The sequence below is a fragment of the Sulfitobacter sp. W027 genome (assembly GCF_025143985.1).
Taxonomy (GTDB): Bacteria; Pseudomonadota; Alphaproteobacteria; order Rhodobacterales; family Rhodobacteraceae; genus Sulfitobacter.
The window spans coordinates 1,727,854-1,752,918 of sequence record NZ_CP083564.1; the positions used below are offsets into that span (position 1 = coordinate 1,727,854).

At 61.8% G+C, this 25,065-nt stretch carries 27 protein-coding genes; 8 read left to right on the forward strand and 19 right to left on the reverse strand.

The window, feature by feature from the left end:
- Nucleotides 1-55: 55 nt before the first annotated feature.
- Entirely contained in the window at nucleotides 56-1,132 is a 1,077-nt protein-coding gene (locus K3759_RS08480; protein WP_259985604.1) for a 2'-deoxycytidine 5'-triphosphate deaminase, read from the forward strand.
- Nucleotides 1,133-1,386: 254 nt separating this feature from the next.
- Here K3759_RS08480 and scpB read toward each other — a convergent pair whose 3' ends face one another.
- The 7 genes from scpB to K3759_RS08515 form a co-directional block, all read right to left on the reverse strand.
- Nucleotides 1,387-2,043 carry an SMC-Scp complex subunit ScpB gene (gene scpB / locus K3759_RS08485; RefSeq protein WP_259981041.1) on the reverse strand — a complete coding sequence of 219 codons (657 nt, stop codon included), beginning with the start codon at nucleotides 2,041-2,043 and terminating at the stop codon, nucleotides 1,387-1,389.
- Nucleotides 2,044-2,046: 3 nt separating this feature from the next.
- A complete protein-coding gene (locus K3759_RS08490) occupies nucleotides 2,047-2,841 on the reverse strand; it encodes a ScpA family protein (protein WP_259981043.1) in 795 nt (264 codons plus the stop codon).
- The gene (gene nagZ, locus K3759_RS08495; protein ID WP_259981046.1) at nucleotides 2,834-3,841 is read right to left on the reverse strand and encodes a beta-N-acetylhexosaminidase; all 1,008 of its coding nucleotides are present in this window, start codon (nucleotides 3,839-3,841) and stop codon (nucleotides 2,834-2,836) included. The genes K3759_RS08490 and nagZ overlap by 8 nt, the downstream gene beginning before the upstream one ends.
- The gene (locus tag K3759_RS08500; protein WP_259981049.1) at nucleotides 3,841-4,860 is read right to left on the reverse strand and encodes an SPOR domain-containing protein; all 1,020 of its coding nucleotides are present in this window, start codon (nucleotides 4,858-4,860) and stop codon (nucleotides 3,841-3,843) included. The genes nagZ and K3759_RS08500 overlap by 1 nt, the downstream gene beginning before the upstream one ends.
- Before the next feature lie 79 nt (nucleotides 4,861-4,939).
- Nucleotides 4,940-6,685, reverse strand: coding sequence for an arginine--tRNA ligase (gene argS / locus K3759_RS08505; RefSeq protein ID WP_259981052.1), 1,746 nt, complete (start codon nucleotides 6,683-6,685; stop codon nucleotides 4,940-4,942).
- A gap of 106 nt (nucleotides 6,686-6,791) precedes the next feature.
- A complete protein-coding gene (locus K3759_RS08510) occupies nucleotides 6,792-7,412 on the reverse strand; it encodes a hypothetical protein (RefSeq protein ID WP_259981055.1) in 621 nt (206 codons plus the stop codon).
- A 48-nt stretch (nucleotides 7,413-7,460) separates the two neighbouring features.
- Complete coding sequence (locus tag K3759_RS08515; RefSeq protein ID WP_259981057.1) at nucleotides 7,461-8,618, reverse strand: deoxyguanosinetriphosphate triphosphohydrolase; 1,158 nt, start codon at nucleotides 8,616-8,618, stop codon at nucleotides 7,461-7,463.
- Nucleotides 8,619-8,714: 96 nt separating this feature from the next.
- On the opposite strand from K3759_RS08515, the gene K3759_RS08520 reads away from it, so the two are divergent.
- A complete protein-coding gene (locus tag K3759_RS08520; protein WP_259981059.1) occupies nucleotides 8,715-9,038 on the forward strand; it encodes an iron-sulfur cluster assembly accessory protein in 324 nt (107 codons plus the stop codon).
- 16 nt (nucleotides 9,039-9,054) lie between these two features.
- Here K3759_RS08520 and K3759_RS08525 read toward each other — a convergent pair whose 3' ends face one another.
- Both K3759_RS08525 and K3759_RS08530 read right to left on the reverse strand, forming a co-directional pair.
- The gene (locus tag K3759_RS08525; RefSeq protein ID WP_259981060.1) at nucleotides 9,055-10,113 is read right to left on the reverse strand and encodes a DUF6902 family protein; all 1,059 of its coding nucleotides are present in this window, start codon (nucleotides 10,111-10,113) and stop codon (nucleotides 9,055-9,057) included.
- A 57-nt stretch (nucleotides 10,114-10,170) separates the two neighbouring features.
- Nucleotides 10,171-10,434, reverse strand: a complete 264-nt coding sequence (locus K3759_RS08530) for a DUF6749 family protein (RefSeq protein ID WP_259981061.1) — start codon at nucleotides 10,432-10,434, stop codon at nucleotides 10,171-10,173.
- 347 nt (nucleotides 10,435-10,781) lie between these two features.
- Between K3759_RS08530 and xth the strand changes: the two genes are divergently transcribed.
- The gene (gene xth, locus K3759_RS08535; protein WP_259981064.1) at nucleotides 10,782-11,564 is read left to right on the forward strand and encodes an exodeoxyribonuclease III; all 783 of its coding nucleotides are present in this window, start codon (nucleotides 10,782-10,784) and stop codon (nucleotides 11,562-11,564) included.
- A 3-nt stretch (nucleotides 11,565-11,567) separates the two neighbouring features.
- On the opposite strand, the gene K3759_RS08540 is transcribed toward xth, so the two are convergent.
- Nucleotides 11,568-12,152 carry an HNH endonuclease gene (locus tag K3759_RS08540; protein ID WP_259981065.1) on the reverse strand — a complete coding sequence of 195 codons (585 nt, stop codon included), beginning with the start codon at nucleotides 12,150-12,152 and terminating at the stop codon, nucleotides 11,568-11,570.
- 145 nt (nucleotides 12,153-12,297) lie between these two features.
- Here K3759_RS08540 and K3759_RS08545 point away from each other — a divergent pair, with 145 nt between their 5' ends.
- Nucleotides 12,298-12,741 carry a VOC family protein gene (locus tag K3759_RS08545; RefSeq protein ID WP_259981067.1) on the forward strand — a complete coding sequence of 148 codons (444 nt, stop codon included), beginning with the start codon at nucleotides 12,298-12,300 and terminating at the stop codon, nucleotides 12,739-12,741.
- Here the strand turns inward: K3759_RS08545 and K3759_RS08550 are convergent.
- Genes K3759_RS08550 through K3759_RS08560 form a run of 3 tightly spaced genes read right to left on the reverse strand, consistent with a single transcriptional unit; the run spans nucleotide 12,738 to nucleotide 14,775 of the window.
- A complete protein-coding gene (locus K3759_RS08550) occupies nucleotides 12,738-13,403 on the reverse strand; it encodes an alpha/beta hydrolase (RefSeq protein ID WP_243260677.1) in 666 nt (221 codons plus the stop codon). The genes K3759_RS08545 and K3759_RS08550 overlap by 4 nt on opposite strands.
- A complete protein-coding gene (locus K3759_RS08555) occupies nucleotides 13,400-14,032 on the reverse strand; it encodes a DNA-3-methyladenine glycosylase (protein WP_259981071.1) in 633 nt (210 codons plus the stop codon). The genes K3759_RS08550 and K3759_RS08555 overlap by 4 nt, the downstream gene beginning before the upstream one ends.
- Nucleotides 14,029-14,775, reverse strand: a complete 747-nt coding sequence (locus K3759_RS08560) for a precorrin-6A/cobalt-precorrin-6A reductase (protein ID WP_259981074.1) — start codon at nucleotides 14,773-14,775, stop codon at nucleotides 14,029-14,031. The genes K3759_RS08555 and K3759_RS08560 overlap by 4 nt, the downstream gene beginning before the upstream one ends.
- A gap of 123 nt (nucleotides 14,776-14,898) precedes the next feature.
- On the opposite strand from K3759_RS08560, the gene K3759_RS08565 reads away from it, so the two are divergent.
- Nucleotides 14,899-16,110 (forward strand): MFS transporter, encoded by a 1,212-nt coding sequence (locus K3759_RS08565; protein ID WP_259981076.1) that lies wholly within the window; start codon nucleotides 14,899-14,901, stop codon nucleotides 16,108-16,110.
- A 4-nt stretch (nucleotides 16,111-16,114) separates the two neighbouring features.
- Here the strand turns inward: K3759_RS08565 and K3759_RS08570 are convergent, their stop codons facing one another.
- The 6 genes from K3759_RS08570 to K3759_RS08595 form a co-directional block, all read right to left on the reverse strand.
- Nucleotides 16,115-16,879 (reverse strand): squalene/phytoene synthase family protein, encoded by a 765-nt coding sequence (locus K3759_RS08570; protein WP_259981079.1) that lies wholly within the window; start codon nucleotides 16,877-16,879, stop codon nucleotides 16,115-16,117.
- The gene (locus tag K3759_RS08575) at nucleotides 16,876-17,595 is read right to left on the reverse strand and encodes a trans-aconitate 2-methyltransferase (RefSeq protein ID WP_259981082.1); all 720 of its coding nucleotides are present in this window, start codon (nucleotides 17,593-17,595) and stop codon (nucleotides 16,876-16,878) included. Before K3759_RS08575 ends, K3759_RS08570 begins: the two co-directional genes overlap by 4 nt.
- Nucleotides 17,592-19,208: a citramalate synthase gene (cimA, locus tag K3759_RS08580; protein WP_259981084.1), complete on the reverse strand. Its 1,617-nt coding sequence runs from the start codon at nucleotides 19,206-19,208 to the stop codon at nucleotides 17,592-17,594. The genes K3759_RS08575 and cimA overlap by 4 nt, the downstream gene beginning before the upstream one ends.
- Nucleotides 19,205-20,575, reverse strand: coding sequence for a cysteine--tRNA ligase (cysS, locus tag K3759_RS08585; protein WP_259981086.1), 1,371 nt, complete (start codon nucleotides 20,573-20,575; stop codon nucleotides 19,205-19,207). The genes cimA and cysS overlap by 4 nt, the downstream gene beginning before the upstream one ends.
- Before the next feature lie 316 nt (nucleotides 20,576-20,891).
- Nucleotides 20,892-21,491: an outer membrane protein gene (locus tag K3759_RS08590; protein ID WP_259981088.1), complete on the reverse strand. Its 600-nt coding sequence runs from the start codon at nucleotides 21,489-21,491 to the stop codon at nucleotides 20,892-20,894.
- A 406-nt stretch (nucleotides 21,492-21,897) separates the two neighbouring features.
- Nucleotides 21,898-22,155 (reverse strand): hypothetical protein, encoded by a 258-nt coding sequence (locus K3759_RS08595; protein ID WP_259981090.1) that lies wholly within the window; start codon nucleotides 22,153-22,155, stop codon nucleotides 21,898-21,900.
- A 241-nt stretch (nucleotides 22,156-22,396) separates the two neighbouring features.
- Here K3759_RS08595 and K3759_RS08600 point away from each other — a divergent pair, with 241 nt between their 5' ends.
- The 3 genes from K3759_RS08600 (at nucleotide 22,397) to K3759_RS08610 (ending at nucleotide 25,065) form a co-directional block, all read left to right on the forward strand.
- A complete protein-coding gene (locus K3759_RS08600) occupies nucleotides 22,397-22,894 on the forward strand; it encodes an RNA polymerase sigma factor (RefSeq protein WP_259981093.1) in 498 nt (165 codons plus the stop codon).
- 93 nt (nucleotides 22,895-22,987) lie between these two features.
- Nucleotides 22,988-24,358 (forward strand): phosphatidylserine/phosphatidylglycerophosphate/cardiolipin synthase family protein, encoded by a 1,371-nt coding sequence (locus tag K3759_RS08605; RefSeq protein WP_259981095.1) that lies wholly within the window; start codon nucleotides 22,988-22,990, stop codon nucleotides 24,356-24,358.
- Nucleotides 24,355-25,065 carry an endonuclease/exonuclease/phosphatase family protein gene (locus K3759_RS08610; protein ID WP_259981096.1) on the forward strand — a complete coding sequence of 237 codons (711 nt, stop codon included), beginning with the start codon at nucleotides 24,355-24,357 and terminating at the stop codon, nucleotides 25,063-25,065. The genes K3759_RS08605 and K3759_RS08610 overlap by 4 nt, the downstream gene beginning before the upstream one ends.

Below are 25,065 nucleotides of genomic sequence, written 5' to 3' on the forward strand. Positions count from 1 at the left end.
GCCGGTAACGCGCGGGCGTTTGTCATTTGAAAGGCCCCGCTTGATGCCCAATGCGATGAACGGGGTGCTCCCCAACCAGCAGATTTCAGCGATGATCGAAAGCGGTGCCATTGCCGCTGATCCGGCGGTCACCGCTGCCCAGATCCAGCCTGCCAGCCTTGATCTGCGCCTCGGCAACGTCGCCTATCGCGTACGGGCATCCTTCCTTGCCGGGCAAGGGGCCAAGGTCGCGGATCGCCTGGCAGAGTTCGAGATGCACCGTGTGGACCTTAGCGATGGGGCCGTGTTGGAAAAGGGCTGCGTCTATGTCGTGCCTTTGATGGAAACACTCGCGCTGTCTGAAAATGTCTCTGCGGTCGCTAATGCCAAAAGCTCCACCGGGCGGCTCGATCTTTTGACACGCACCATCACCGATGGCGGGACCGAATTTGACCGGATCGCGCCGGGCTACACAGGGCCGCTCTATGCCGAGATCTGCCCCCGCTCCTTTTCCGTGCTTGTGCGCCCTGGCATGCGGTTGAACCAGATCCGCTTCGGCAGCGGCGACGCGACGCTGGATGATGACGCCCTGCGTGCGCTGCATGATAAAACCCCCTTGGTAGATGGCACAGCCGTGATCGACGAAGGCTTGGGCTTTTCCGTCGATCTGCGCCTACCCGGCACCAGCCTCGTTGGCTACCGCGCCAAGCCGCATACCGGGGTGATTGATCTGGATAAAATCGGCCACTACGCACCGGCGGATTATTGGGAAGAGGTGCACAGCACCAATGGGCAGATCATCCTTGATCCCGGTGCTTTCTACATTCTGGTTAGCCGCGAGGCCGTGACGATCCCCCCCGCCTATGCTGCTGAAATGGCGCCCTATTTAGCGATGGTGGGTGAATTCCGTGTGCATTACGCGGGCTTCTTCGATCCCGGCTTTGGACATGCCGAGGCGGGCGGTACAGGTTCACGCGGGGTGCTGGAAGTGCGCTGCCATGAGGCACCTTTCGTGCTGGAGCATGGTCAGGTCGTGGGTCGCTTGGTCTATGAGCATATGGCACAGGTCCCCGGCCAGCTCTACGGGGCCGACATCGCATCGAATTACCAAGGTCAGGGTCTGAAACTCTCGAAGCACTTCCGCTCCGGCTGATGGCGCGGAGGCTTACCTTGATCGCAATAAACGCCGCAGCAGCCGAATGCCCTGCTGCGCAGTGCCTGCGTTAAATGCGCCACCCCTGCGGGTCCCGTGTTTGCCAATACGCCGCGCACCAGCACCTACCCCGCGCGACAGCAGGCGGCGCATGAGGTGACGTATGACCATTGACGAACGGTTTCATCGGCCCTCTCCTTCGGATCAGCCCGCTTGATGTAGGTGCGCGGGGCCGGAATCCAGCCCCTTGCCCATCAATCTTCGAACAGCTCGCTTTGGCCCTCGGTGGTCTCCGGCTCGTCTTCGCCATCGCCCACGGTGGGCAGCAGACCGGCGGGCGGGCGGTTCTCTAACAGCCCGGCAGAGCGAAGCTCTTTCAGCCCCGGCAGATCTCGCGCGCTTTCCAGACCGAAGTGATCGAGGAACTCTTGCGTCACCACAAAGGTCACCGGACGGCCCGGTGTCATCTTCCGGCGGCCAAAGCGGATCCACTCCATCTCTAGCAGTTGATCGACCGTGCCACGAGAGACCGCGACGCCCCGAATCTCTTCGATCTCGGCGCGGGTGACGGGCTGGTGATAGGCGATGATTGCAAGCGTTTCGATGGCGGCCCGGCTGAGTTTGCGGGTCTCGACCGTTTCCCGATGCATGAGAAAGCCAAGGTCCGGCGCGGTGCGAAAGGCATAGGCATCACCAACTTTCATCACCTGCACGCCGCGCCCCTGATAGCGGTGACGTAGAAAGGCCATCGCCTCGCCCACGTCCGAACCGCGCGGTAGGCGCGCTTCGAGTTCACGTAAGGTGATCGGCTCGGAACTGGCGAAAAGCACGGCTTCGATCATACGTTCCTGTTCGGCCAGCGAGGGCGCGTCGAACAGCTTCTTTTCTTTTGTTTCAATGTCTTCCGACACGCATCAATCCTTCTTGCGCAGTTGGATGGGGGCGAAAATCTCTTTTTGGCGGATCTCCAAATGCCCCTCCTTGACCAATTGGAGTGAGGCAGCAAAGGTCGCCGCCGTGGCCGAGCGTCGCCGCTCAGGATCGCTTTCCCAACCTTCAGGCAGATAGCTGTTCAGATCGCCCCAATCGCCTGCATAGCCAATCAGCCCGCGCATCCGTTCCAGCGCTTCTTCCATGGTGAAAACCTTGTCGCGGTCCATCACGAAGGGGCGGAAATCATCGCGGGTGCGAGTGCGCGCGTAGCCTTGCATGAGGTCCAGCAAGGTGGCGGTATAGGTCACCTTTTTGACGCGGGTGATCTCATGGGTTTGGCCCCGCGCAAAGAAGTCCCGGCCGAGTTGGTCCCGCGCCATGAGCCTTGCGGCAGCATCGCGCATGGCTTGGAGACGTTCCAATTGGAACGCCAGATGCGCGGCCATCTCTTCGCCTGACGGGCCTTCTTCGGTAGGGTCCGGAGGCAACAGCAGGCGCGACTTGAGGAACGCCAGCCATGCTGCCATCACAAGGTAGTCTGCCGCCAATTCCAGCCGCAACTCCTTGGCCCGCTCAACAAAAGCCAGATACTGCCTGGCCAGTTGCAGCACCGAGATCTTGCGCAGATCAACCTTCTGGGTCCGGCTTAACGACAGCAGCAGGTCGAGAGGCCCTTCATAGCCCTCGACATCGATGATGAAGGCTTCGGCGGCCAGCCGATCGGCCACGGAGCCGCCAGCCCCGTCCCTGTATTCTTCAAATGCCGTTTCAGCCATGCAATGTCCCGCCCAGAAGCGCCTCAAGCTGGGCGCTGAGGGCGTCGATGTCAACGTCATCGGGGGGGTGCCGCGCATCCATTGCGCGCAGGGCGCGGGTCTGGGCGGCGGGTGTCATCTCGCCAGCGGCCTCTGCCACAGCGCGGCGCTCTTCCAGCAAGCCATTGCAGAAAAGGGCCACGTCACAGCCCGCAGCGATGGCCGCGCGGGTGCTCTCCGCAGGGGTCATTTGCAGTGCCTTCATCGAGATGTCGTCGGTCATCACAAGGTTGTCGAAGTCGATATCCTCACGGATGATCCGCATGACCTTAGCAGACAGGGTCGCGGGGGTATCATCCAGCGCGTCATAGACCAGATGGGCGGTCATCCCCATAGGCAGTTCCCGCAGGCTGCGGAAGGGCGCAAAATCGACCGCCTCCAGATCAATCCGGCGGGCATCGACACGGGGCAGATTGTGGTGGCTGTCGAGCGTGGCGCGGCCATGACCGGGCATATGTTTCATCACCGGCAACACGCCCCCGGCCAGCAGTGCATCGGCCACGGCGCGGCCAATCTCGGCCACCTGCCCCGGCGTCTCGCCATAGCAGCGGTTGCGCAGGAAGGGATGGGTTTCGGGCGATGCCACATCGATCAGCGGCGCGCAGTTGCTATCGATTCCGACGCTGTGCAATTCATGGGCGATGATCCGGTACATGAGATAGAACGCTCGACGTGCCTGATCCCCGGTGCGTGCAGCAAGGTCCATCGGCGGCATCCAATCGCGCCACTCAGGGGCACGCATGCGCTGCACGCGGCCGCCCTCTTGGTCGATGGTGATCACCGCGTCATGGCCCGCCGCCTCTCGCATCTCCTCACAAAGCGCGCGAACTTGGTCGGGGCTGTCGATGTTGCGAGAAAAAAGAATGAAGCCAAAGGGCCGCACGTCCCGGAAGAACGCCTTTTCCTCGACGCTGAGCCGGTGGCCCGTCGCGTCGAGGATCGTGGCCCCGAAGGGGCGCATCAGCGCATCACCACCGGGATACAATCCGCATTTTCAGCGACGAGAGCCGAACAGAAGCGCCGCGCATCGGCGATATCGTCAAAACCCATGGCGCGCAGGCGGTAGAACACCCGGCCACCGCTGGTGGCCTTTTGCACGACGCGGTTCTTGCCTTGCAGATAAGCGCCGAAACGGCTCTGCAGGCGGTCCCACTGTTCACGGGCCACTTCGGGGCTGTCAAAGGCGCCAAGCTGGGCCATGCGGGTGCCAGCGGGAAGCGCTGTGGGGTCAACCTCTTGCGTGGCGACTGCGACCGGGTTGCTCTGCACGGCGGCGGGTGTCACCACGGCTGCGCCTGCGGGGCGGCGACGCGGGCGCAGTGAATTGCGCACGCCGGGGGCGTTGAGGACGGCTTTGACCACTTTGGGCTGAACCGATGTATCGGCCAGCGCCATGGCAACGGCAGCATCCACGGGGTTGGCGGAGGCAATCACCTCCCCCCCTGCTCCGGTCAGCGGGGCGACGCCATTGGTCAACTGCGCCACCAGGTCTTGAACATTGCCCGAGCGGATCGCGGCGGAGGCGTCGATCAGGTCGCCGTCCGTGTCACGAGCGACGGCTTGGATCACATCGTCTTGTGTCTTTGCAGCAACCATTGCCACTTGGACGGGCTGGTCTTCGTCCTGCAATTCGATCTGGCGCGGCGCAAGGCGAAGCTGATCAGCAGGCCGTCCTGCGCTGCCTTCGGCGGCAACGACGTTCACCGACAGCCCTTGATGGCGCGCCAATTCGCCGCCCGGTTCTTCGGGGCGCACGCGCATCTCGCCTTCGATCGCGCGCACCACCGGAATGCCGGTCACGTCGCGTACAAGCAGCTTATAGCCCCAAACACCAATCCCTGCCACAAGGGCCAAGGAAACCACGGCGCCCGCGACATTGGTGAGCGTTGTCAGTGTCTTGGGCGTGGCGCCCACTGCATAACTATGCGCGGAATCGGGCGCATAGCCCGCCGTCGTCGAAGAAGACGTAAAATCTGCCATCTCTGCCTCTTTGCCCGGCGTGATACATCGCCACGCGGGTCTGGTCATGGGGTTGCCTGTTTTCGGCGCGCTGGTGCAGTTACCGCATCTCCTGCGCCGGTGTGACCCCAAGAATACCAAGACCCGCCGCAATTACAATCGCAACGGCACGCGACAGGGCGATTTTTGCCTGCGATGTGGCAGCGTCCCCTTCCTGCAACGCACGCAGCCCATCTTCGGAGCGGCCAAGGTGATAAAGGCTGTGGAAATCGGACGCGAGTTCATAGAGGTAGAAGGCCACTCGGTGCGGCTCGTTGCTGCGCGCGGCGGTTTCGACCAGTCGCGGCCATTCGGCCAGTTTGCGCAGCAGGCCAAGCTCGGCGTCATGGTCAAGTTTGGTCAGATCCGCATCCATCAGCGTGGCATCGGCAACCTCGACCCCGGCCTCTTGCGCCTTGCGCAGGATCGAAGCGACCCGCGCGTGGGCGTATTGCACGTAGAACACCGGATTTTCGCGGCTTTGCTCCAGTACCTTGTCGAAGTCAAAGTCGAGCATCGCATCGTTCTTGCGCGTCAGCATCACAAAGCGCGTCACATCAGGGCCCACTTGATCGACTACATCACGCAGGGTCACAAAGGTCCCTGCCCGTTTGGACATCTTGAACGGCTCGCCGTTCTTATAGAGTTTCACCAGCTGCGTCAGCTTGATGTCGAGCGGCACATGACCATCGCTCAGCGCCGAGACTGCTGCCTTCATCCGCTTGACGTAGCCGCCATGGTCCGCGCCAAAGACGTCGATCAGCATGTCAAAGTCGCGGCTGACCTTGTCGTAGTGATAGGCGATATCGGGGGCGAAATAGGTCCAGGACCCGTCGGATTTCTTGACCGGGCGGTCCACGTCATCGCCGTGCTCGGTGGATTTGAACAACGTCTGTTCGCGCGGCTCCCAATCTTCTGGCTTCTTGCCCTTTGGTGGCTCCAGCACGCCTTCGTAGATCAGCCCTTTAGCTTCGAGTGACGCAATCGCCGCTTCGATTTGGCCTGTGCCGTAAAGAGATTTTTCGCTGTAGAAGACATCCATCTCAACGCCAAGTGAGGCCAGATCCTCACGGATCAAGTTCATCATCGCATCGGTCGCGAAATCGCGGATATGATCGAGCCACTCGCTTTCAGGCTGATCGACCAGCTTATCGCCATACATTTTCGCCAGCGCCTCGCCCAGCGGGATCAGGTAGTCACCGGGGTATGTGCCATCGGGGAAAGCCACCTCTTTGCCATTGGCTTCGAGATAGCGCAGGTACACGGACCGCGCCAGCACATCGACCTGCGCGCCGCCGTCGTTAATATAGTATTCTCGCGTCACATCGTAGCCTGCAAAATCCAGCAGGCTGGCCAGCGCATCGCCAAAGACCGCGCCACGGGTGTGGCCCACATGCAGCGGGCCGGTGGGGTTGGCCGAGACATATTCGACGTTCACCCGTTGACCGGCCCCGAGGATCGCGCGGCCAAAGTCGGTGCCTTGGCTGAGCACCTGCCGCGCCACGTTCTGCCAGACCGACGGCGCAAGGCGCAGGTTGATAAAACCCGGACCGGCCACTTCGGCGGAGGTGATGCGCGGATCGTTCTGCAACTGCGCAGCCAATGCTTCGGCGATATCGCGCGGCTTCATGCCCGCAGGCTTGGCCAGCACCATCGCGGCGTTGGTCGCCATATCGCCATGCGCGGGGTCGCGCGGGGGCTCGGCGGTGATCGGGTCAAAGTTCAGGGTCGCAGGCAGGGCGTCCTGCGCGACCATCTGTTCCAGCGTCGCAATGATAAGATGGCGAATTTCGGCAAATAGGTTCATGTCGGGTATCCTTGTTCCCCGCCCGTTTATCATGTGCGGGGGTGCAGTCAATGAAGCGGCGGGCCGCGATGGCCCAAGTCAGGGAATGGCGTTTGAAGCGGCGATCTCAGCCGAGGTCCAAACGCCCACTCCGGAGCCGTCGGCCAGCTTCGGACCCAAGGTACAGCGCGGTGTCTGCGGCCAACTCAGCCTGCCCCTCGGGCACCGTAATCAGGTGAAAATGCAGCCCGCGTGCGCCAAAGACCTTATCGAGCGCGGCATTGGCTGCCTCAAAGGCTCCGATCATCCCATGACCAGCAAGCGCCAGCGGCTGGCTGGGGCGCGGCAGGACGGTCACGACAGACCCCTGCCCGGCCACCAAGCCCCGGCCCAAGGCCCGCACCATGGCAGACAGCCCCCGGATTTGTGCGTCCATTCCTTGGGCGCAATCATCGGGATCAAGCGGCATCAGGTTCAACACCAGATGCAGCGGCGTGCCGCCCCAGTTGCGGTAAAGCGGCTCGAACCGGTTGACCAGATCCCCGGCAAGCGCCAGCCCTTCGACCCGTGCGGGTGATTGGCTCATTAGCCGTGCCAGAACGGCGGGGTCGCGGTCCATCGCCACGACTTCGGCCCCCAGACCAGCCGCGCGTTTGGCCACTGTTGGGCCCGGCGCTTGCCCTGCCGAGAGGATCGCGAAAGTCGCGTCACCGGCCAGACTTTCCGGCAGAACGGGGGTTTGTATCATGTCAGGTCACCTATGGATCACAGGGGGCAGGCTACCATGCCGCAAAGATTAGCGGAAGCTGCGCAAGTCACTGCCAAAGAGGCGGGCGTGTTCTTGCAATGCAAAGCGGTCCGTCATGCCTGCAATGTAGTCAGAGACCATCCGCGCCAGCGTGGTTTCATCCTCTGCCGCCTCAATCGCCGCGGCCCAATGGCGCGGCAGCAGGTTGGGTTGAGATAGAAACAGCGGAAAGAGGTCTTCGACCACCTTTGTCACCTTCTCGCGATTCTCCATGACCGAGGGCGCGCGGTACATGCGGGTAAACAGGAACTTTCGAATCTCGCGCAGATCCTGCCAGACGGGATCCGAAAAGCGGATCACCGGGCGGCCTAGATGACGGATGGCATCGGGGGATTTGGCCTCCGCCTCTTTCAGCAATTTGGACGATGTTTCGATCACGTCGCCGACCATCACCCCAAAGACCCGCCGCAGCGCCTCATGGCGACGGCGATAGCTGTCCGTGTCGGGGTAGAGCCGGTCCACTTCCGCATAGGCCGCGCCAACCATGGGCAGCTCGGCAATCTCGGCTTCGGTGAACAGACCCGCCCGCAGCCCGTCGTGCAGATCGTGGTTGTTGTAGGCAATGTCATCGGAAAGTGCGGCCACCTGCGCCTCGGCGCTGGCGTGGGTGTGTAGTTCCAGATCATGCCGTGCGTTGTAGTCTGCCAGCGCATGGGGCACCTCTCCGGTAACGGGCCCATTGTGTTTGGCAATGCCTTCCAGCGTGTCCCACGTCAGGTTCAGCCCGTTAAATTCGGCATAGTGCCGCTCCAGCGTGGTAACGATCTTGATCGCCTGCGCGTTGTGGTCAAACCCTCCGTAGGGCGCCATCAGCTTATGCAGCGCGTCCTCGCCGGTGTGGCCAAAGGGCGTGTGGCCCAGGTCATGCGCCAGCGCCACGGCCTCGGTTAGCTCGCCGTTCAGGCGCAACGCCCCTGCGATGGTGCGCGCCACTTGGGCCACTTCGATCGAATGTGTCAGACGGGTGCGGAAATAATCGCCCTCATGTTCGACAAAGACCTGCGTCTTATGTTTAAGCCGCCGAAAGGCGGAGGCGTGAATGATCCGGTCTCGGTCCCGCTGATAGCAGGAGCGAAACGTGCTTTCCTCCTCCGGCACCAACCGTCCCCTGGCGGTGTCCGGATCCGAGGCAAATTCTGCGCGCATTGCGGCTGGTCCTCTCTCGCGGTCCTTGTGACCTGTCCTTGTGGTTTCTATATGTTAGGGGAACGCGAAAGAAAACCGATGCATCGGAGCCCGCAGATGAACCTGCCCCCCAAAGTCACCCCCCGCGCCTTTGAACGCCTCGCTGAGATCGGGGCCGCCGAGGAAGGCAAGGCCCTGCGCATCGCTGTCGAAGGCGGCGGCTGCTCGGGGTTTCAGTATGACATCGCACTGGACGAACCTGCCGAGGATGACCTCGTTCTGGAAGGCAGTGGTCAGAAGGTGGTGGTCGATAGCGTGTCCCTGCCGTTTCTAGCCGATGCCGTGATCGACTTCACCGAAGAGCTGATCGGTGCGCGGTTCACGATTGAGAACCCCAATGCGACGGCGGCCTGCGGCTGCGGCACGTCCTTTTCGATGTAAACCCTGCCGGGCGCGCTTAGCTACGCGCCCGTGCGAAGCCCTCGAAAAACTGTTCGAAATGCGGGCTGGAACGTTCGGCCTCCAGCAAGATCGCATGGCTCTCTGGTCCAAGGTAAGACAGGACATGCGGGCGCATGTGCCCCCAATCCGCGCTGCGCTGTGCCCCCATGTCATTCAGGCAAGCCGCCAGCGGGCGCAGCGCCCCCTGCCCGTTGTGACATGCATGAAAGCGCAGCGCGCCATCGGGGAGGTGGCGGGCGCCCATCGGGCGGCCCGCGATATCTGCCGCCCAGCCAGTGACCAGCCATTCATGGTAATCGTCCTGCAAAGAAGCACTGATGTTCGGCTGGATGCGGTAGCCGCGGTTGCAGGCGGCAACTGCATTTTCCCACGATTGGCTGGGCTGCACCCCGGCAAGGCGCAGCGCGGCGCAGACTTCGGCAAGCAGGTCCATGTCTTGATCAAGAAATGCCAGCAATCCGGTGAACTGCAGGCTCTTTTCCGCTTCATTCGGCAAATCGGGGTCGCAGCGGCCATAGTCCGATAGGTAATAAACGATATGGGTCAACTCATAGGCCGCCTTGCGATTGGGCATTGCGAAGGTGGCACTGCGTGAGACGAAATCGCGCAACCGCTGGCCAAGCGCACCATCCCCGACCTGCGGCCCCATGCCCCGACGGCGGAGCAGGCGGCGTGCTTCGGCCCGCTGCAGGTCAGACAGCTCAGCGCCTTCCAGCCCCGCGCGAGCCACTTCATCGCAAAGTGCGGCACCGTGAAGTGCTGGCAGGCCGAGGTCTTCGAGATCAAGACAGATCGACAGGATGAAACGGTAGTACTGCGGAAAGTCACGCAGCATGTCTCGGGACCCCGCGTGGAAAGCGCGGAGCGGTTCGAGCGTTTCGCGATCTAACCGGTTGCCCGTGCTTGCCAGAACCCCCAGCAATTCCGCGTTTTCCTTCAGCCAAAAGACATCTCCTTGGGCGCGGCGTTCGATCGCAAAGCATCGGATCAGCCGAGCCGTCCGGGTGGTAGGATCGCATGTATCGTCAGGTCTGAGCAGAACAACATTGGTCATAGAGACGCCTCCGATAAGGGGAGCAGCGGGCGGAAGACCCGCCCGCCAACTCAAACTTTAACCAGTGAAGGGCAGCACTTGCGTCTCAGCAGGCGCGAGGCCGGTGGTGAAAAGACCAACGCCGGATCCCTGCGCAATGCTGCCGCTGTTGCGTTGCAATCCGGTGGTGAACATCTCAGTACCCTCGCCCATCAGCATCTCGCTGCCATGGCGGTTAAGACCGGTGGTGAAAAGACCAACCCCCGCGCCAAGGCTCATCAGGTTGTCCTGTGTCTCCGGCGCTGTTACGGGGGCAATGTTGCATGCAGAAATAGCAGTCATGTCGTGTCCTTTCAGAAGGAATTGCAATTTAAAGGTGTAGTGGACTCACTGATGCATCTTAAAGGTGTTTCGCCAAGGAATTTTTCGTTAAGTTATTGTACTGTAAGAGTTATCCACATTAATACCGCGCCGCAGTTCTGCCTCAGTGACCAGTTTTTCCTCCTGTGGTCGGGGAAAAATAAGATCCCTCCACAGGGCAGACTCATGACAAAAGCGGCCATCACCTTCACATCATTCCCGCCAAAGTAGAGGAAGGTGAGAGAGAATCTCCCTAAACGCGCAAGCCTTCCCCTTGCTCCGCAAGGCCATTTGCGCGATAGCAGTCGGACATCTTAAGGGGGCCGGATATGAAGATCGCGAGTTTCAACATCAATGGTATCAAAGCCCGCGCGGCGGCCCTTCCCGAATGGCTTGATGAGGCGCAGCCGGACATTGTGGTCCTGCAAGAGATCAAGTCAGTCGATGAGGCCTTCCCCCGCGAAATGCTCGAAGAGCGCGGCTATAACGTTGAAACCCACGGGCAGAAATCGTTTAACGGCGTGGCGATCTTGTCGAAACTGCCGTTGGAAGACGTAACCCGTGGTCTGCCCGGTGACGATGAGGATGATCAGTCCCGCTGGATCGAGGCCACGGTCGTGGGCGACGATATGGCGCTGCGGATCTGTGGGCTCTACCTGCCCAACGGCAACCCGGTGCCGGGGCCAAAGTATGATTACAAACTCGCGTGGATGGCGCGGCTTCAGGCCCGCGCCGAGGCGCTGCTGGCAGAAGAAACGCCCTTCCTCATGGCGGGCGATTACAACATCATCCCGCAGGCCGAAGACGCTGCCAAACCCGAAAGCTGGCGCGAAGACGCGCTGTTTCGCCCCGAGTCCCGCGCCGCATGGCGGCGGTTGGTGAACCTTGGCCTTACCGATGCCTTCCGCGCGCGGACCCAAGGGCCGGGGCATTACTCGTTCTGGGATTATCAGGCAGGTGCGTGGAACCGAAACAACGGCATTCGCATAGACCATTTTCTGCTGTCACCGACCGTGGCGGACCGGCTGCGCGCTTGCCAGATCGACCGTGACGTGCGCGGGCGCGATAAGCCGTCGGACCATGTGCCGATCTGGGTCGAGTTGGAAATCTAAGCGTCAGGCTTCCAGCTCGGCATCCCAATAAAGGAAATCCATCCAGCTTTCGTGCAGATGCCCGGGCGGAAATTTGCGCCCCATGTTGCGCAGTTCTTCAGCGGCAGGCTGGCGCGGCGGCTTGCGCAAGCAAAGCCCGGTCCGGTGCAGGGGCCGCGAGCCTTTGCGCAGGTTGCAGGGGCTACAGGCCGCTACAACGTTTTGCCAACTCGTTACCCCGCCCGCGGCGCGTGGCACCACATGGTCAAAGGTCAGATCGCCCTTCGCGCCGCAGTATTGGCAGCGGAATTCATCCCTCAGAAATAAATTAAAGCGCGTGAAGGCCACGCGCTTTTGAGGTTTGACATAGTCTTTGAGGACGACAACCGAGGGTATCCTAATCACCGTCGAGGGGCTGCGCACCACCTCGTCATATTCTGCGACGATCTCAACCCGGTCGAGCCATTTGGCCTTGACCGCTTCTTGCCAAGGCCAAAGCGACAGAGGGTAATAGGATAAAGGTCTGTAATCCGCGTTGAGCACCAGCGCGGGGTGGTGTTTGAGTGCCGCCGGGTGGCGGGTAAATTCGGCCCTGAAATCGCCGTCCATCTGGTCGCGTCCTCTGCCCGTTTCTTTCACTATATCTCGCGGTTTCTCTCTGGCAAGACAAAGGTGAACCACTAGATGTCGCCGATTTTGCCCAAAGATTACGACAGAGACGTGACAGATGGGCACAGTTTGTTAACCTTGTGGCATGATCAAAACCCCCCTGCCCGTTGCCCCAGCCCCGCGCGCCCTGCTCGAAGCCGCCATTTACGTCGATAATCTGGATGCGGCGCGGGCGTTTTACCGCGACATCTTGGGTTTGCAGCTTTTTCAGGAGGTGCCGGGGCGGCATATGTTCTTTGCGCTCGGCCCTGCGGTCTTGTTGGTCTTCAACGCCACCGCCACGGACCAGCCGCCCGGCAATCCGAAGATGCCGGTGCCACCCCATGGGGCGCGGGGTCCGGGGCATGTGTGTTTTGCGATGAACCGGGCAGAAATCGCCGCGATGGAAACGCGCCTCCGGGCCGCCGGGGTCGAGATCGACACCAGCTTTGATTGGCCCAACGGGGCGCGCTCGCTTTATGTGCGCGACCCCGCCGGCAACTCGATCGAGTTCGCCGAACCGTGGCTCTGGGACGAGATGAAGGGTTAAAGCCCCAGTTTGTCACGCATAAAGGCAAGTGCCACGCTCAGCCCATCTGGCGCGATGCCGTGGCCGGTGCCCTTCATCACATGGGCGTAGACGTCCTGCCAGCCAGCCTCTTGCAGCGCTTCGGCGGCTTGCGGCAGGGATTGCGGCGGCACCACGTCATCGGCATCGCCATGCACCAGCAGCACCGGTGGCTTCACCCGCGCCTCCTCGGCCAGCGCTTCGGGGTTCAGCAGGCGGCCCGAGAAAGCCACGATCCCCGCTACCGCATCTTCACGCCGAGGTGCCACGTGCAGCGACATCATCGTGCCTTGGGAAAAGCCGAAAAGTACGACCTGTTCGGGCAGCACGTCTTCGTCCACCATCAGCGCGTCGAGGAATGCGTCAAGGTCTTCGACCGCGCTCATCATTCCGCGCATCGATTCCTCTTCGGACGATCCGTCGATCCATGGGATCGGGAACCATTGGAAGCCCATCGGTGCACCGGCGCAGGCTTCGGGCGCGTCGGGGGCGATGAACAGCGTGTCTGGCAAGTGCTCGCTCATCGGATCGGCCAGCCCCAGCAGGTCAGCGCCATTGGCGCCGTAGCCATGCAGGAACACCACAACCGACCGTGTGGTGCCAGAGACCGGCTCGCGGCGCTCGGCGTTCAAAACCCGTGTCATGACAATCCTTCCTTTTGTTTCAACACCCGGTAGTAGGCAAAGAGCAAGCGCGCCGCAACCGACCGCCAAGGTGACCATGCGGCGGCCATCGCGGTAAGGTCTTTTGGCGTGGGGCGTGCGGGCAGATCAAACAGCCCCCGCGCGGCCTCTTGCAGCGCGAGATCGCCGCTTGGAAACACATCGCGGCGGCCAAGGCAGAACATCACATAAATCTGCGCGGTCCATGGCCCGATGCCCGGCATGTCGATCAGTGCGGCAATGGCGTCGGCATCAGACAGGCTGTGCAGCGCGTCAAAGTCGAAATCACGTTCCGCCAGGGCCAGCACATAGCGCGCCTTGGGACGGCTCAACCCCGCGGCGCGCAGCCCGTCGTCCCCGGCGCGCAGAACATTCTCCGGCTCATGCAGCCCCGCCTCAACCAGCCGCGCATAGATCGCCCGGGCGGAGGCCACGCTGACCTGCTGTCCAACGATGATGTCGAGCAGCCCGGCAAATCCCGGTGGACGCAGGCGCAGTGGCAATGGCCCGGTACGTGTGAGCGCCATGGCAAAACATGGCTCGGCCTTGGCCAGCCAAGTGGCCCCCTCGGCCACATCGGCATCACAGGTGATCGGAGGATAGGCGCTCAAAGTCGGGCCACCCAGTCCATCATCGCGTGAAGATCGCTCAGGCAGTGCGCCCCTTCCGGCAAGCGCGGCTTTTCGATGAGGACCACCGGCAGGCCAAGAGCAAGTGCGGCGTCCACTTTCGGGCGGCTGGCGTCTCCGCCAAGGTTGCGGCAGATCAGAAGATCGACGCCGAGGTCACGAAACAACGCGGTTTCACTTGCGACTGTAAAGGGCGGATCGCCAAAGATCAGATCGACGAAAGCATAGGGCGCAGGCCGGTCATGGCGGCTTGTTTGGCGCAGCATAAGGCGCGCGCCCTGAAAGGGCAGGAACTGCGGCAGGCTGGCCCAACCGGTGGCGGCAAAGACGCGGGCACCGGGTGGCACGGCCTGGGCGGCGGCGGGCACATCGCTCGCCGATTGCAACTGCGGATCATCCAAAGCCCAGCCGGGGCGCGTGAAGCTGACAAAGGGCTTGCTTAAAGCCGTGGCGGCGGCAAAGCCTGCGTGGCTCAAGACCGCGTCGAACCCATGGCTGAGGTCGAGCACCGCATCAAAACCTGCCATGTCGCGCCGCAGGGCATTAGCGTCTTCAGGGGCGCGCATCTCAAACGCCATCGGCATCGGATTGCTGCCGCGCGGCGGTTCCGTCAGCCACGCGGTGACCCTGTGCCCGGCCTCAGCCAAGGCGACGCCAAGCTGCCGCGCCTCGGCAGTGCCAGCGAGCAGAAGAAGGTTCAGCGAAGGGCGGTTTGGGGCGGTCATCGGCGCGATCATCGGCGAGCTTGGCGTCAGGCGCAAGCGCCAACGGAGAGGCAAAAATCGGTGCCGGACTTGCCCTTACCCGACGGCAAGGCTACGCCTTGGCGAGAAGTGAGGAATTCAGACATGATCGACGACAGACGCGCCCGGCGCAACGTAGCGGTGCTGGTGGCGGCACAGGCCTTTCTCGGCGCGCAGATGCCGATGATTTTCCTCGTCGGAGGGTTGGCCGGGCAGTCGCTGGCGACCAATGTCTGTCTTGCGACACTGCCGATTTCGATGATCGTGCTGGGCTCCATGCTCTCGGCCACGCCGGTGTCGGCCATCATGCAACGCTATGGCCGCCGCGCCGGGTTCTTTCTGGGCGCAGCGGGCGGCGCTCTGGGGGGCGCGGTCGCGGCCTATGGGCTTTATCTGGCCTCTTTCCCAGTCTTTCTGGTAGGCTCCCTACTCACCGGCGTCTACATGTCGGCGCAGGGGTTTTACCGTTTCGCCGCCGCCGATACCGCGTCGGATGACTTCCGACCCAAGGCGATCTCTTACGTTATGGCCGGGGGGCTGGTCTCTGCGATCATCGGGCCGCAGCTTGCCACGGCGACCTCGGGCAGCCTCGTGGTGCCCTTTCTTGGCACCTATCTGGCGGTGGTGGCGGTAAACCTTATCGGCGCGCTGCTGTTTCTTTTCATCGACATCCCCAAGCCGCCAGTCCCGGCCCATGACGCGCCCAAGGGCCGCAGCCGTTGGGAGCTTTTGACCACGCCGCGCATCGCGGTGGCTGTGATTTGTGCCATGGTATCCTACGCGCTGATGAACCTCGTGATGACTTCGACCCCGCTTGCCGTCGTCGGCTGCGGATATAGCCAAGACAACGCGGGCTATGTGGTCACCGGCCATGTGCTGGCGATGTTCACGCCGTCCTTCTTCACCGGTCATCTGATCAACCGTTTCGGGGTCGAGCGGATCATGGGCCTTGGTATCGCGATCCTTGCCGCCGCCGGGCTGGTGGCGCTGCAGGGGGTGGAACTGGGCAACTTTTTTGTCGCACTGATCCTCTTGGGGCTGGGCTGGAACTTTGGCTTTATCGGGGCCACCACAATGCTTGCAGGTGCGCACGCGCCGCATGAACGTGGACGGATGCAGGGCCTGAACGATCTGCTGGTCTTCGGCGGCGTGACCGTCGCTTCTTTGGCCTCGGGCGGTTTAATGAACTGCTCAGGCGGCACGGCGCAGGAAGGCTGGGCGGCGGTGAACTTTGCCATGGTGCCGTTCTTGGTGCTGGCCGGTGGGTCGCTGATCTGGCTGGTGATGCGCAGCCGCAGAGAGACGCAAATCAGCTAAGCGCCTACCAGCGCGACACCATGGCCCGCAGCGCGAAATGGCGGCGCGGGTCAGGCAGCGCAGCTTCTGAGACCTTTTGTGGGGCTGCTACAGCCGCACGCAAGACAGGTCCGGCATGGGCGGCAGGCAGTAAGGCGGGCCACGCCGTTTTCGGGATCTGCCCCCGGTTGGCGCGCGCTGATTTCAGACGGTCCAGCGCCCCTTGGGCAAGGGTCGAGACCCCCTCCGCCGTGCCGTTCAGAAGCGGCACACGGCCCGCCTCCTCCAGATTCGGAATCGCACAGAGCCAAGCGGCGATGCCGGTGGCATAGGCCGCATCGCGCACAACTGCTTCCTCCGTCGCACCAAGGCAGCGCGCGGCGACCCACATCAGATGGCCTGCGGTCTGGTCGATGTAGCGCTCGAAGTGGCCAGCATCCTCAAAGGGATCTTTGTAGATATCCCACCGCCGTGCGGCGACGAGTTCGTCTAGCAGTTCCGCATCTTCGCGCGCGATGGCGCGGGCCAGCGGCGTGGTCACCTCATGTCGCCTGACGGGACCACCCTTGCCAATCTCCTCCAGCGCGTCGCGCCACCATTGCAGGCGCATCTCGGCGATCATCGCCTCTTGGGTGACCCATGGCGCGCGGGCAACCTCGACGTTGAAGGCATAGAGCGGGAAGAGCAGCTTGCGTGTCTCAACCGGGGAGGCCATGGCCGCGCGAAAGCGCCAAGGATCGGCGCGCTCTACCATGGCGGCGCAGGCGTTTAGGTCGGCGTCGAAAGTCATACGGGGCGGGCCACCGTCAGCAGGTAGCCAAACTCATCCCGATGCGCGCGCCAGCAGGCGATTTCGGCCTCAGTGGCATCAAGCATGTTCGTCAATTCTTCGTCTGCGCCGGGGCGCAGCTTTTCGACGCGGGCCTCCAGCGGGGTGTAGTAATTTTCCCATGCCTCATCCGACAGAACGCGGGTGGCCACGACCTCATACCCTGCCGCGCGGACCTGGTCGGCGATGCCGTCCGCGTCGCTCATCGCCGGAAAGTCGGCCCATTGCGCACGGGCTTCGTCCGAGGGGGCATCGGTCAGCCAGCATGGCTCGGAGAAGGCCACCACACCACCCGCGCGCAGGGATTTGCGCCAGCGGGTCAGCGCTTCGGTCACGCCAAGGAAATAGACCGCACCTGCGCACCAGATGAGATCATATTCATTGGCGATGGCGGCCATATCGGCGCGCAACAGGGTGACATTGCCATCCGCCACGAAACGACCCCGCGCGGTGTCGACAAAATGCGCGGTTTTATCGAGAGCGGTGACATGCCCCTGCGGGATCGCCGCGCGGAGTGCGCCGATGTCACTGCCGGGGCCACAGGCCACATCCGCGATCTCGGCACGTGCGGGCAAGTCGACCTGCTCCACGACCCAGTTGACGTCGGCAGACTCTCCCGGCCCTTCGCGTGGCAGGTCGCGGTGCAGGGTGAAAAAGGCGGTCATATCGTCTGTCATTGGGCGCGGTCCCGGATCAATTTCCAACGTATCGCATCTAGCAGGGCCTCGAAGGAGGCGTCGAGTATGTTGGCGCTGACGCCCACCGTGGACCAGCGCCGCCCCTGCCCGTCTTCGCTGTCGATGATGACGCGGGTGGTGGCTTCGGTGCCGCCTTGGGTGATGCGCACTTTGAAGTCAACCAATCGCATGTCGTCCAGAAGGCTGCTGTATTTGCCCAAGTCCTTGGCCAGCGCCTTGGACAGCGCGTTGACCGGGCCACGATCCGAGCCATCCGCGTCGAGCGATTCCGAAACCGACAAACGCTTTTCGCCATCGACTTCGACCACCACGACCGCCTCCGACAGGCTGACCATGCGACCTTTGGTGTTCCGGCGGCGTTCGACGGTGACGCGGTAGCGTTCGACTTCGAAAAGATGCGGCAATTGGCCCATTACCTCCCGCGCGAGCAGCTCGAAACTCGCCTGCGCTGTGTCATAGGCATAGCCCTGCGCCTCACGGTCCTTCACTTCCTCTAGGATCTGTCCAAGCGCCGGATCGCCCTTGGCCACGGCCAGACCAGCATCACTCAGCCGTTTGCGCAGGTTGGACTGTCCGGCTTGGTTCGACATCGGGATGATGCGGGTATTGCCGACCAAGGCGGGGTCGATATGCTCATAGGTGCTGGGGTCTTTGGCAATGGCGCTGGCATGGAGCCCGGCCTTATGCGCGAAAGCCGATGACCCCACGAAGCCCGCCTGTTTCATCGGCACCCGGTTGAGGATCTCGTCGAGCATTCGACTGATCCGCGTCAACCCTTTTAGCGCGGCGCGGGTGACGCCAATCTCGAACTGGCTGGCGTATGGTTCTTTCAGCAGTAAGATGGGGATCAGCGTGGTCAGGTTGGCATTGCCGCAACGCTCCCCCAACCCGTTAAGCGTGCCTTGGATCTGCCGCGCGCCCGCGCCGACGGCTGCCAGCGTGCAGGCCACGGCGTTTTCAGTGTCGTCATGGGTGTGGATGCCCAGCCGGTCGCCCGGGATGCCCGCGGCGATCACGGCCTTTGTGATTTCGCCGATCTCAGCGGGCAGCGTGCCGCCATTGGTGTCGCAGAGAACGATCCAGCGCGCACCTGCGTCATAGGCCGAGCGGATCGCCTCAAGCGCGTAGTCCGGGTTCGCCTTATAGCCGTCAAAGAAGTGCTCTGCGTCAAACAACGCCTCGCGCCCCTGTGCGACGAGATGCGCGACGGACTTAACGATGTTGTCGGTGTTTTCTTCCAGCGTAATGCCAAGGGCGGTTTTGACATGAAAATCATGGGTCTTGCCGACGATACAGACCGATTGCGTCCCGGCGTTGAGCACGGCGGCCAGCACGTCGTCATTCTCGGCCGACATGCCTGCACGTTTCGTCATGCCAAAGGCAGTGAGGCGTGCCTTCGTCTGCGGAGCGGCCTCGAAAAAGGCGCTGTCGGTGGGGTTGGCACCGGGCCAGCCGCCTTCGATATAGTCTACCCCGAGCGTGTCGAGCGCCTCGGCGATCTGGCGCTTTTCATCGGTGGAGAACTGCACGCCCTGGGTCTGCTGCCCATCACGCAAAGTAGTGTCGTAGAGGGTGAGGCGTTCGCAGGTCACAACATCCCCTCCAACTGGCTCCGGTCGAAACCCGGCGGTGGGGTTAGCTTCACGCCGTCTTTGCTCATCTGCACTTCGATGCCCGCGGAGGTCAGCGCCGATTTGATCCGGTCCACCTCGGCAAAGTTCTTCGTCTCCATCGCCGTGGCACGCGCGTCGCTGAGGAAGGCCTCGATGTCGCTGAGGTCCAGCGCCTGCACCGCAGCCCATTCTGGGATCAGGTCGCCCATCAATCCCAGAAGCATCAACGCCCCGCGCAGGCCCGCCGTATCGTTCGCGTTTGACAGACGGTGGCATTCGGTGAGCGCCCCATGGGTGTTGAGGTCATCTGCCAAGAGCGCCAGCAGTTCCGGACTAGGTGTCGCAGCCTCCACCTCCGCCGCCTGAAGATACCATTTGCGCAGGGTCTTTTCGGCCTCCTCGCGCTTCTTCACGGTCCAGTCCATCGGCTTGCGGTAATGGGTCGAAAGCATCACGAAACGGATCACCTCGCCCTGCACACCTTGGTCCAGCAGATCGCGTACGGTAAAGAAATTGCCTAAGGATTTGGACATCTTTTTGCCCTCAACCTGCAACATCTCATTGTGCAGCCAGTAGTTGGCAAAACCGTGGCCTGCGCATTTTGACTGAGCGATCTCATTCTCATGATGCGGGAATTGCAGGTCGATCCCGCCTCCGTGAATGTCGAACCGCGCGCCCAACAGATCATGGGCCATGGCCGAGCATTCAATATGCCATCCCGGACGGCCTTGCCCCCAAGGAGACTCCCACCCCGATGTGCCTGCGTCCGAAGGTTTCCAGAGCACGAAATCCATCGGGTCTTCTTTGTAGGGCGCCACCTCGACCCGCGCACCGGCGATCATATCATCGACAGACCGACCCGAAAGCGCGCCGTATTCGGTGTATTTGCGTACCCGAAACAACACATGGCCCTCGGCCTCATAGGCATAACTTTCGTCGATCAGCCCGCGGATCATCGCGACCATTTGCGGGATGTATTGCGTGGCGCGGGGCATGTGATCAGGCTCCAGCGCACCGACGGCGGCCATATCGTCGAGATACCACTGCGTCGTCTCGGCGGTGATCTCACCAATGCTGCGCCCGCTTGCAGCGGCGCGAGCGTTAATCTTGTCATCTACGTCGGTGAAATTGCGCACGTAAGTGACATGCCGCGGCCCATAAACGTGGCGCAGCAACCGGTAGAGCACATCGAATACGATCACGGGCCGCGCGTTGCCCAGATGCGCCCGGTCATAGACAGTGGGGCCGCAGACATACATCCGCACATTCTGCGCATCAATCGGCGTGAAATCCTCTTTCTTGCGAGTGGCGGTGTTGTGCAGCTTGATCGTCAGGTCACGGGTCATGGATAGGCGTCCTTGCGCGGGTGTAGCGCGGGCTTGGCATAGTTTTGTCAAAATGGGAATGACGTGAACAGCGGCCCGCGAGAATGTCTCAGCGGGTAATGCAGCAAATAATGAGCGTTGCGGTGTTCATGAGAGGCTTCTAGCAAGCCTGCCGCTCTGCGCCAAGCCCTTTGCTGGCTAAGCTCTAAACGGTCTGCGATTGGTATGCGAACAGCGGATGTAAGTGTCGGCGATGCGGCTTGACCGGATAAAAAAAGACCGGCCTCCTTTCGGAAGCCGGTCCAACTATCCAAGCGAGAGATCTCGCCAAGACAGATTAGAAGCGCATGGAGCCGCGCAGCGAGATCGTAGTCGCGTCCAGATCGTCGCCTGTTCCGCCTACGTCATCAAATTTGTGCTGCAGAACTTCGCCACCGACTGTGTAACGGTCAGTCACTTTATATGTGACACCCAGACCGGCGAAGGGACCAGTTTCGTCACCAACGCTTGTGTCGGCACGCGCTGCACCGGCTGTTGCGTAGACCAAGGTGTTGCCGAAGTCGTAGCCGGCTTTGACCTTTGCACGGGCTACGGAATCTACGTCGCCTGCGCCGCCGCCCAGATCGATGTCGGTTTTGTCATAATCGAGTTCACCACCCAATACGAACTTACCGAAGTCATAGTCGTAACCGGCGTGGAAACCGTAGGATGTGTCGTCACCGTCAAGCGCGCCGCTGTCGCTGTCGATGTCGGTCTGGCCAACCTGAAGACCAGTGTAGAAACCTGTCCAGCTGCCATCGACGGCCACAGGTGTCGGTGCTGGTGTGAAAACCGGTGCTTCAACGGTGGTGTCTTCCAGCGAGCCTGCTGCGGCTACACCAGCGAATGCGCTGGATGCGATCAGGGCGATGCTGGCGATTGTTGTCGTGCGTTTCATGTTCTGCTCCTTAAATACAGGTGACCTGCGATCCTCGCCGCAGGGTCACTCAAGCAACGCCTCATCTAGTATTCAGTTTCAGGAAAAGCACTTCACAGATTTGCGATGCGCTGATTGTCGCACATTTGCAACAGAAGGTAGGCCAAGCCCCGCTTAAGTTATGTATCAACTACAATGAACAGGCGCGGGATGGCCGGAAAAACGTATATCTGTCAGCAACTTGCAACTGCAATATTGATTATGCACCACATTTTTCTGACAATTAGGCAACCATGGCCCTTCACATCCCGAGACGCTCACCAGTGAAACACCCGCCAATGAAAAAGGGTCCAAACCTTTCGATCCGAACCCTTAAAGGACACATAGGGGAAGTTGGGACGTCCCTGCTATTGTTTACCGCAACAGGTCATTCTTCCGTTGGCGCTGTCGGCAACATGCCCGCCTCACCCGCACCTTGAACCTCCGCCGCATCCAAACCGCCGTCGGCGTTCAAATCCATGACCGAAAACTGCTCTCCGGTTATCTCGGGGTAGACCATCTGCAATTCCGCGATGCTCAAGAGCCCGTCGCCATTGGTGTCAATTTCCATCGTATTGGCCAAAGCGAAGGACGGAACCGCAAGCGCGGCAGAAAGAAGGGCGGCGATCTTGGTCAGTCGTGTCATTTTGATACTCCGTTCAGGTTAGTTATGCGAAGGCCTTGGGCGCCTTCATAAGGTTAGATGCCCAAGACCCCTTTTGCGTTCGGCAGCACACTGCACCGCGCGGGGGTCTGCCGATCGCAGATGCTAGGTTAAGCGGCCCCTCGCCCAAAAAGCCCCGGTACAGATCATCGGCGGATTTCGCGCACTGGTTGTGTTGGAAAAAATCAGCATCTTGCCTTCAAAACGAGAAGAAGAGGCAGAGATGACGACAGAGCTAACCGACCCGCATTCCGCCCTTTGGGTTAGATTACGCACCCGCGCCCGGCGGCTTTCCAATTCAGTTGAAGAGGCAGAGGACCTTTTGCAGGAAACCGCCATGCGGCTGATGCAAACGCTGCGGGACGGCACGGTGATTGATGCGCCCGACCGCTATGCGATGATCACCTTGCACAACCTCGCCCGCCAAGGCTGGAGGCAAAGGCGCGAGACCGAGGAATTGGAAGAGAACATGGCCCTCACGCCACCCGCCGCCCCTGCCCGGCTGGCCTGTGCCGATCTGCGTGAGGCCATCAACCGGCTTCCGCCCGACCAGCAGCGTCTGATGCGATTGGTCCATGACGGAGAGAGCAGCCCGCGTGCTTTGGCAGCACAAACCGGCCTGCCGCTTGGCACCGTTATGTCGCGGCTTGCCCGTGCCCGCGCGCGGTTGCGAGAGGAGATGGGCTTGGGTGCAGATGCTTCCGTCAGAGAGCTGATTTAGCATTTGCATAGCCATCGGTGGGGCAAGGCTTGCTGTTAAGGTGGAAAGGGTTATCTCCTTGTCTTGGCAGCAAAAGGGAGCAAGCCACAGCCTATGTCTTGGATCACCACCCATCTGGAAATCGTCATCATCGTGATCCTGACGCTGCTTGCGGCGATCGTCATCTTGCAACAGCGCCGCACTCCGCAATCGACGGCGGCTTGGCTCTTGTTCATCATCGTTCTGCCTTGGGTCGCGGTGCCGCTGTTTTTGGGGCTCGGCTTTCGCAAGCAGTCCTCGCGCTACTCTCCGGTGCATTTTCTGAAGGGCGACACCGGCGGCCCACCGCCCCGCCCGGTGCATACGCTGGACGCGACGATGCAGTATTTCGGTCTGCCCGCGGCTGCCCATGGCCAAGACCTGCGGCTCTTGGGCGATCCGACAGCGGCGCATGAGGCGGTGATGGCCCTGATCCAAGGGGCTGAGAAGCATCTCGACGTGCTCTTTTACATCGTCGCCAATGACGAGACCGGGCGCATCTTCGTCGACGCGCTGACCGAACGGGCCAAAGCTGGTGTGAAAGTGCGCCTGTTGATGGACCGTCTTGGCACCTTTCGCGGCCCGGCTGCCGCCCTGCGCCGTCTGCGCAAAGCGGGAGGTGAGGTGCGGTTTTACTCCCCGCTGCTGCAGGTGCCCGGCTCTGGCCACCTGAACCTGCGCAACCACCGCAAGATGATTATCGCGGATGATGCCCGCGTGTTTTCGGGGGGAATGAACATCGGCGCGCATTATCTCGGCCCCGTTGCGCGGGAGGACGGATGGACCGATCTGGCCTATTTGCTTGAAGGACGCGCGGTGCAAAGCTTTGGCGATGTCTTTCGCTCGGATTGGGAAGTGGCGAGTGGTGAGACGCTGGAGCCTGCGCCTTCCGTCGCCGCCGACACGGGCGGGACGGCAACGGTGCAATTGGTCCCCTCCGGCCCAGACATTGCCGAAGATCCGCTGCACGACGGGTTGATCCGCGCGCTGCATCTGGCCGAGGCGCGCATCTGGCTGGTCACCCCCTATTTTGTGCCCACCGAAGCGCTTGGCGCGGCGCTTACCACGGCGGCCCGACGTGGCGTCGATGTACGCGTGCTGGTGCCCGAACGCTCCAACCAGCGGCTCGCGGATTTCGCCCGCGGTGCCTACCTGCGTGATTTGCATGAGGCCGGGGGCCACGTGCTTTACTATCAACCGGGCATGATCCACGCCAAAGCCGGGATCATCGACGACATGGGCCTGGTCGGCACCGCTAATTTCGACGTGCGCAGCATGCTGTTGAACTTCGAAGTGACGCTCTTTGTCTATGACGCCGCCTCGGTCGCCAAATTGCATGACTGGTTCGAGCATCTGTCAGAGCATTGCGCCATGGAAAAGCCGCCCACCGGGATGATCCGCAAGGTGGCCGAGGGGCTGTTCCGTTTGGGAGCACCTGTCCTATGATCCCCGCCGTTGCCCCGCAATCGCTGCGCATTGTCAGCTATAACATCCGCAAGGCCATGGGCACCGACCGCCGCCGCGACCCTGAGCGGATCATGCGCATCATCCGCAGCCTGCATGCGGATGTGGTGGTGCTACAAGAGGCCGACCGCCGCCGCGCCCCGCGTCCCTCGGCCCTGCCCTTAGATCGGGTAGAGGAGGTCACGGGTATGCGGCCCGTGCCCACGCCGAGCAATGTCAGCATTGGCTGGCACGGCAACGCCGTTCTAGTGCGTCCCTCTGCCAAGATTGACCGGGTGGCGCATCTGACCCTGCCGGGGGTGGAGCCGCGCGGCGCGATGGTGGCCGATCTTCATTTGGGGGCGCGGCAATTGCGGGTGATCGCCTCGCATCTCGGCCTGCTGCGCCCGTCGCGCAAAGAGCAGCTCAGCGCGATGATCGCCCATCTTGACGCCTGCGCCGCCTGCCCGACCCTGATCGCCGGTGACCTCAACGAATGGTCGCAAAAGGTCGGGCTTGGCCGCTTGGCAAAACGTTTTACCATCCACGCGCCGGGCAAAAGCTATCACGCGCGCATACCCGTTGCGTTTCTTGACCGCATTGCGCTGGACCAGCATCTCACCGTGCGGCAGGGCGGCGTGGTAGAGACGTCGCAGACCCGTCGTGCGTCAGATCATCTGCCGATCTGGCTTGATGTGGCGCATCGCTAA

Coding starts and splice junctions, on each gene's coding strand:
- K3759_RS08480 (WP_259985604.1), top strand. CDS start 56: ATGAACGGGGTGCTCCCCAACCAGCAGATTTCAGCGATGATCGAAAGC.
- K3759_RS08490 (WP_259981043.1), bottom strand. CDS start 2,841: ATGGCTGAAACGGCATTTGAAGAATACAGGGACGGGGCTGGCGGCTCC.
- nagZ (WP_259981046.1), bottom strand. CDS start 3,841: ATGCGCCCCTTCGGGGCCACGATCCTCGACGCGACGGGCCACCGGCTC.
- K3759_RS08500 (WP_259981049.1), bottom strand. CDS start 4,860: ATGGCAGATTTTACGTCTTCTTCGACGACGGCGGGCTATGCGCCCGAT.
- argS (WP_259981052.1), bottom strand. CDS start 6,685: ATGAACCTATTTGCCGAAATTCGCCATCTTATCATTGCGACGCTGGAA.
- K3759_RS08510 (WP_259981055.1), bottom strand. CDS start 7,412: ATGATACAAACCCCCGTTCTGCCGGAAAGTCTGGCCGGTGACGCGACT.
- K3759_RS08515 (WP_259981057.1), bottom strand. CDS start 8,618: ATGCGCGCAGAATTTGCCTCGGATCCGGACACCGCCAGGGGACGGTTG.
- K3759_RS08520 (WP_259981059.1), top strand. CDS start 8,715: ATGAACCTGCCCCCCAAAGTCACCCCCCGCGCCTTTGAACGCCTCGCT.
- K3759_RS08525 (WP_259981060.1), bottom strand. CDS start 10,113: ATGACCAATGTTGTTCTGCTCAGACCTGACGATACATGCGATCCTACC.
- K3759_RS08530 (WP_259981061.1), bottom strand. CDS start 10,434: ATGACTGCTATTTCTGCATGCAACATTGCCCCCGTAACAGCGCCGGAG.
- xth (WP_259981064.1), top strand. CDS start 10,782: ATGAAGATCGCGAGTTTCAACATCAATGGTATCAAAGCCCGCGCGGCG.
- K3759_RS08540 (WP_259981065.1), bottom strand. CDS start 12,152: ATGGACGGCGATTTCAGGGCCGAATTTACCCGCCACCCGGCGGCACTC.
- K3759_RS08545 (WP_259981067.1), top strand. CDS start 12,298: ATGATCAAAACCCCCCTGCCCGTTGCCCCAGCCCCGCGCGCCCTGCTC.
- K3759_RS08550 (WP_243260677.1), bottom strand. CDS start 13,403: ATGACACGGGTTTTGAACGCCGAGCGCCGCGAGCCGGTCTCTGGCACC.
- K3759_RS08560 (WP_259981074.1), bottom strand. CDS start 14,775: ATGACCGCCCCAAACCGCCCTTCGCTGAACCTTCTTCTGCTCGCTGGC.
- K3759_RS08565 (WP_259981076.1), top strand. CDS start 14,899: ATGATCGACGACAGACGCGCCCGGCGCAACGTAGCGGTGCTGGTGGCG.
- K3759_RS08570 (WP_259981079.1), bottom strand. CDS start 16,879: ATGACTTTCGACGCCGACCTAAACGCCTGCGCCGCCATGGTAGAGCGC.
- K3759_RS08575 (WP_259981082.1), bottom strand. CDS start 17,595: ATGACAGACGATATGACCGCCTTTTTCACCCTGCACCGCGACCTGCCA.
- cysS (WP_259981086.1), bottom strand. CDS start 20,575: ATGACCCGTGACCTGACGATCAAGCTGCACAACACCGCCACTCGCAAG.
- K3759_RS08590 (WP_259981088.1), bottom strand. CDS start 21,491: ATGAAACGCACGACAACAATCGCCAGCATCGCCCTGATCGCATCCAGC.
- K3759_RS08595 (WP_259981090.1), bottom strand. CDS start 22,155: ATGACACGACTGACCAAGATCGCCGCCCTTCTTTCTGCCGCGCTTGCG.
- K3759_RS08600 (WP_259981093.1), top strand. CDS start 22,397: ATGACGACAGAGCTAACCGACCCGCATTCCGCCCTTTGGGTTAGATTA.
- K3759_RS08605 (WP_259981095.1), top strand. CDS start 22,988: ATGTCTTGGATCACCACCCATCTGGAAATCGTCATCATCGTGATCCTG.
- K3759_RS08610 (WP_259981096.1), top strand. CDS start 24,355: ATGATCCCCGCCGTTGCCCCGCAATCGCTGCGCATTGTCAGCTATAAC.